This is a genomic window from Kineococcus indalonis (assembly GCF_009906395.1).
GTDB lineage: Bacteria > Actinomycetota > Actinomycetes > Actinomycetales > Kineococcaceae > Kineococcus > Kineococcus indalonis.
Window position 1 is genome coordinate 1 of the sequence record NZ_JAAALM010000360.1, and the last position, 4,254, is coordinate 4,254.

The 4,254-nt window shown below is 79.2% G+C and carries 5 protein-coding genes and 1 pseudogene; 1 reads left to right on the plus strand and 5 read right to left on the minus strand.

Annotation, left to right across the window (positions count from 1 at the left end; translation table 11 throughout):
* Positions 1–604, minus strand: a pseudogene (locus GTR00_RS15620) (hypothetical protein); the annotation flags it as partial.
* A 76-nt stretch (positions 605–680) separates the two neighbouring features.
* Here GTR00_RS15620 and GTR00_RS15625 point away from each other — a divergent pair.
* A complete protein-coding gene (locus tag GTR00_RS15625) occupies positions 681–1,268 on the plus strand; it encodes a MarR family winged helix-turn-helix transcriptional regulator (protein WP_166612518.1) in 588 nt (195 codons plus the stop codon).
* 19 nt (positions 1,269–1,287) lie between these two features.
* Here GTR00_RS15625 and GTR00_RS15630 read toward each other — a convergent pair whose 3' ends face one another.
* The 4 genes from GTR00_RS15630 to GTR00_RS15645 form a co-directional block, all read right to left on the minus strand.
* On the minus strand, positions 1,288–1,911 hold the full coding sequence (locus GTR00_RS15630; RefSeq protein ID WP_166612519.1) for an RsiG family protein: 624 nt from the start codon (positions 1,909–1,911) through the stop codon (positions 1,288–1,290).
* Between the two features lie 62 nt (positions 1,912–1,973).
* Positions 1,974–3,086: a CAF17-like 4Fe-4S cluster assembly/insertion protein YgfZ gene (gene ygfZ / locus GTR00_RS15635; protein ID WP_323132517.1), complete on the minus strand. Its 1,113-nt coding sequence runs from the start codon at positions 3,084–3,086 to the stop codon at positions 1,974–1,976.
* Complete coding sequence (locus GTR00_RS15640; protein ID WP_407659709.1) at positions 3,083–3,532, minus strand: Fur family transcriptional regulator; 450 nt, start codon at positions 3,530–3,532, stop codon at positions 3,083–3,085. The genes ygfZ and GTR00_RS15640 overlap by 4 nt, the downstream gene beginning before the upstream one ends.
* Entirely contained in the window at positions 3,529–4,077 is a 549-nt protein-coding gene (locus tag GTR00_RS15645) for an FABP family protein (RefSeq protein WP_166612520.1), read from the minus strand. Before GTR00_RS15645 ends, GTR00_RS15640 begins: the two co-directional genes overlap by 4 nt.
* Positions 4,078–4,254: the final 177 nt, after the last annotated feature.

The following is a 4,254-nucleotide window of genomic DNA, read 5'->3' on the forward strand; positions in this document are numbered from 1 at the left end:
CGGCCGCCAGCACGGCCGCCACGGCGCCGGCGACGGCGTCGCGCTCGGGGCCGTCGGGCCGCAGCAGGCCGGGGGCGCAGGAGACGGCCACGGCCCAGGCGGCCGCGCCGAGCGCGGCGAGGGCGAGGGCGGGCAGGTCCGCGCCGGCGACGGGGACGTGGGCGAGGGTGCCGGCGGCGAAGACGGGCATCAGGCCGCCGGGCGGGCCGGTGCGCACCGCGTCGCTGACGAGCTTGGCCAGCAGGGCGACGGCGGCGACGGCGAGGGCGGGGACGACCTCGGCGGCCCACCCGTGCACGGGCAGGGCGCGGCCGGCGGCGCCGCCGAGGGCGCCGGCGAGCAGGGCGAGGGTCATGGCCAGGCCGGCGGCGGCCTGGGTGCGCCAGCGCAGGGCGTACGGCTCGGCGCGCCCGTACAGGCCGGCCATGGCGCCGAAGGCGGCCGGGGCCGCGAGGGAGGGGGTGCCGGCGGCGAGCACGACGCCCAGCGGCACGGCGGTGGACAGGGCCGCGGCGCCGGCGGCCCGCCAGGGGTGCGGCCCGGGGGCCACGCGCCGCCAGCCGCGCGCGGAGCGGGTGAGGTGGGCGAGGGCGGCGGGCGGCACGACAAGAGCTTAACCGGTGTTTCACCTGTGAAGCACTTCGGGCGCCGTGCTCCCCCCGCCGGGCTACCCTCCCCGGGTGCCGCCCACCACCGACCCCGGCGCCGGGGACCCCGGCGCGCCCGGCGCGCCCGACGCGCCCCTCGACGTGCCCCTCGACGTGCCCCTCGACGTGGCGGACGGCGCCGCGGCCGACCCCGTCGACCGCGCCCGCGCCGAGTGGGCCCGCGTGCACCCCGGCCTGGACACCGCCCCCATGGCGGTCGCCGGGCGGCTGCGCATGGTGGCGGCCGCGGTGGGCCGGGCCGGCGAGGAGGTCGTGCGCGAGCAGGGCCTGACGCGCGCGGAGTTCGACGTGCTGTGCGCGCTGCGCCGCGCCCGCTCGCCGCTGACGCCCACCGGCGTCACCGCCGCCACCCTGGCCTCGGGAGCGGCCACCACCAAGCGGCTGGAGCACCTGACCGCGCGCGGCTACCTGCGCCGCACACCGGACCCGCGCGACGGCCGGGTCAGCCGCCTGGCGCTGACCGGCGAGGGCACCGACCTGGTCGACCGCCTGCTGCCGGCGGTGCTGCAGGCCGAGCGGCGCGCCACCGCCGCCCTGGACGAGGGCGCGCGCGCCGCGCTGGACACCCACCTGCGCGCGCTGCTGCGCGCGCTCGGCTGACCGGCGCGCGCGGGCCGGTTCAGCGGGCGCCGGGCAGCGCGTCCTCCACCGAGGCCACCCCGTCGCGGTAGCGGCGGGTGATCTCCTCGGTGCAGGCGTCCATGACCTCCTGGACGCGGTGCCGGTCGCCGGACAGCTCGCGCTCCAGGCCCAGCAGCCGCTCGCGGGCGGCGGCGAGCTGCTCGTCGTCCATGGCGCTCAGGTCCGACAGGTGCGGGTCGGCCACGGCGGCCTCGGCGCGGCGGCGGTGCTCACCGACGCGGCTGGGCTGCACGGTGGTGTGCCGGCCCATGCCGTGGTTGGTGCGGCGCGGGTCCGCCAGCACGTCGGTGAGCCGGGCCACCAGCTCGGCGTCGGTGCGCGCGGCCGAGACGTCCGTGCCCCCGTCGGCGCCCGAGCGCGACTGCAGCTCCGCGCCGAGCAGGTCCAGGCGCCCCTGCAGCAGGCGGCGGGCGTAGGAGAGGTCGGCCTCCTCCTGCTCGGCCAGGGAGCGGCGCTCGCGCAGCTCGACCAGCTCGATCGCGCGCAGGTCGGCCGTGAACTTCGGGGCGAGGACCTTGTCGAGCGCCCGCCGACCGCCCTGCTGGTACCCGCTGACGTGCTCCTCGTCCATGCCGGCCTCCGCTCCCCCGATCAGGCTCATCGCTCTGGGCGATCAGCGCGCCACTGTGCGTGCGCAATCCGAGGATAGTGCCCCGCCCCCGGTCAGGGGGCGACCACGACCTCCTGCGCGGCGGCCAGCGGCCGGTGCTGCTCACCGGCCGCCGAGCCGGCCAGCGCGAACAGCGGGGCGTCGACCGGCACGGAGCGCTTGAGGACGGCCAGCGCCACCGGCCCCAGCTCGTGGTGGCGCGCGGCGGTGGTCACCCGCCCGACCGCGCGGCCGGGCGCCTCGGCGAGCACCACCTCGTCGCCGCGGGCGGGCAGGTCGTGCGAGGAGCCGTCCAGGTGCAGCAGCACCAGGCGCCGCGGCGGGCGGCCCAGGTTGTGCACCTTCGCCACCGTCTCCTGCCCGCGGTAGCAGCCCTTGTGCAGGTGCACGGCGGTGCGCAGCCAGTCCAGCTCGTGCGGGATGGAGCGCTCGTCGGTCTCCAGGCCCAGGCGCGGGCGCCAGGCCTCCACCCGCAGCGCCTCGCTCGCCCAGGTGCCGGCGGGCCGGCGCCCGGCGGTGCGGGCGGTCAGCTCCGCGCGCGGCACGAGCACCTCGCGCCAGGGGCGCCCGGCGCCCGGGTGCAGCGGCGTGGGCACGGCCGCGTAGCTGGCGGTGTCGGCGGCGCCGCCCTCGTTGGCGGGCACGGGGCCCGGCCAGGGGTCCACCCACACGGGGCCGGCGCCGTCGCCGGCCTCGCGGCTGGGCTCGCCGAGCACGGCCCACCCCTGCGTGAGGTCCTCGACCTCCACGCGCAGCGTGAAGCGCATCTTCAGCAGCCACGCCACGAGCGGCCCGCGCTCGCCGGGCTCGACGGTGATCCAGGTGGCCTCGCCGTCGTCGAGCAGGTGCAGGTCGTGCTCGATGCGGCCGGTGGGGCTGAGCACCAGGCTCTCGGTGCTGGTGCCGGCGGGCAGCCCGGCCAGCGCCTGGCTGGTGGTGCTGTTCAGCCAGCCGAGCCGGTCGGGGCCGCTCACGCGCACCACGCCGCGGTGCGAGAGGTCCACGAACGCCTCGCCGCGCACGAGGGCGCGCTGCTCGGCGACGGGGTCGCCGTAGTGCCAGGCCACGCCGGCGTCGGGGCCCTCGGCGGCCACGGCGCCGGGCAGGTCCAGCAGCGGCGAGCGCCGCGCGGCGCCGGCGGGGGCGGCGGGGGTCTGGGTGCTCACGGTCCCTCCCGGGGGTCGTCCTGGGCGCAGGCGGCGCAGCGCCCGCGCAGCGCGAGGTGGGTGACGTCGGCGGTGAAGCCGGTGCGCCGGCGCAGGTCGGCGGCCAGGTCGCAGGCCGCGTCCGCGGGGGCCTCGGCGACGGCGCCGCAGGAGTCGCACACCAGGTGCAGGTGCCCGCCGTGCTCGGCGGGGTGGAAGGAGTCCGCGCGCCGCTCCAGGGCGGTGCGCGCCACGAGGCCGAGCTCCTCCAGCAGCGCCAGCGCCCGGTACACGGTGGAGGCGTCCACGGCGGGGGTGCCGCCGGCGGCGCGCAGGTGCGCCAGGACGTCCTCGGGCGTGGCGTGGCCCAGGGCGCGCACGGCGGCCAGCACGCGCTGGCGCTGGGGCGTCAGGCGCAGCCCTCGCGCGTGCAGCGCGTCGGCGAGGGGGGCGGGCGCGCCCGTCAGGACACCCGCTTCAGGCGCGCCGAGGCGTAGCTGCGCATCGGGTGCCCGCCCAGGGCGACGTCCAGCGCCCACAGCAGGTCGCCCTCCACCAGCCCGTACACGCGCGTGGCGGCGCTGTACTCGTGGGCGGTGGTGGTGCGGGCCACCACGTCGGTGGTGAGGTCGATGCGCGGGCCGGTGGCGCGCCCGACGAGGACCTCGACCACGCCGGTGGGGTGGGCGAGCAGGACCTCCAGCTCCACGGGCCGCGGGCCGTCGGCGGGCGCGGGGGCCGCGGCGCCGAGGGGCTGCGGGCGCCAGTACCCGGTCTCGACGTCGAGGGGGTCGGTGGTGTTCCCCCCCTCGTCCAGCGCCCAGGTGGTGGAGGTGTAGCTCAGGAAGTCGCGGCCGTCGTGGGAGAACTCCACGACCTGCCCGAAGCGGGTGTCCTCACCGCGGGCGGGGTGCCCGAGCACGCCGGCGCCCTCCCAGCGGCCCAGCAGCCAGGACAGCGGGACGAGCGGCAGCGGCGTGTCGGTGCGCAGGGGGACGGGTGCGCCGGCCACGGGTCAGCGCTGTCCCTTGTAGAGGCGGTACACCACGAAGCCGGCGAACCACGCGATCACGATGCTGACCACGATCAGCAGGACGAGGAAGAAGACTTCGAGCGCGTGCACGCCCCGAGCGTACCCGCGCCGGCGGCCCGGCGCGGGTACGCTCGGGGCGTGCACGCGCTCGAAGTC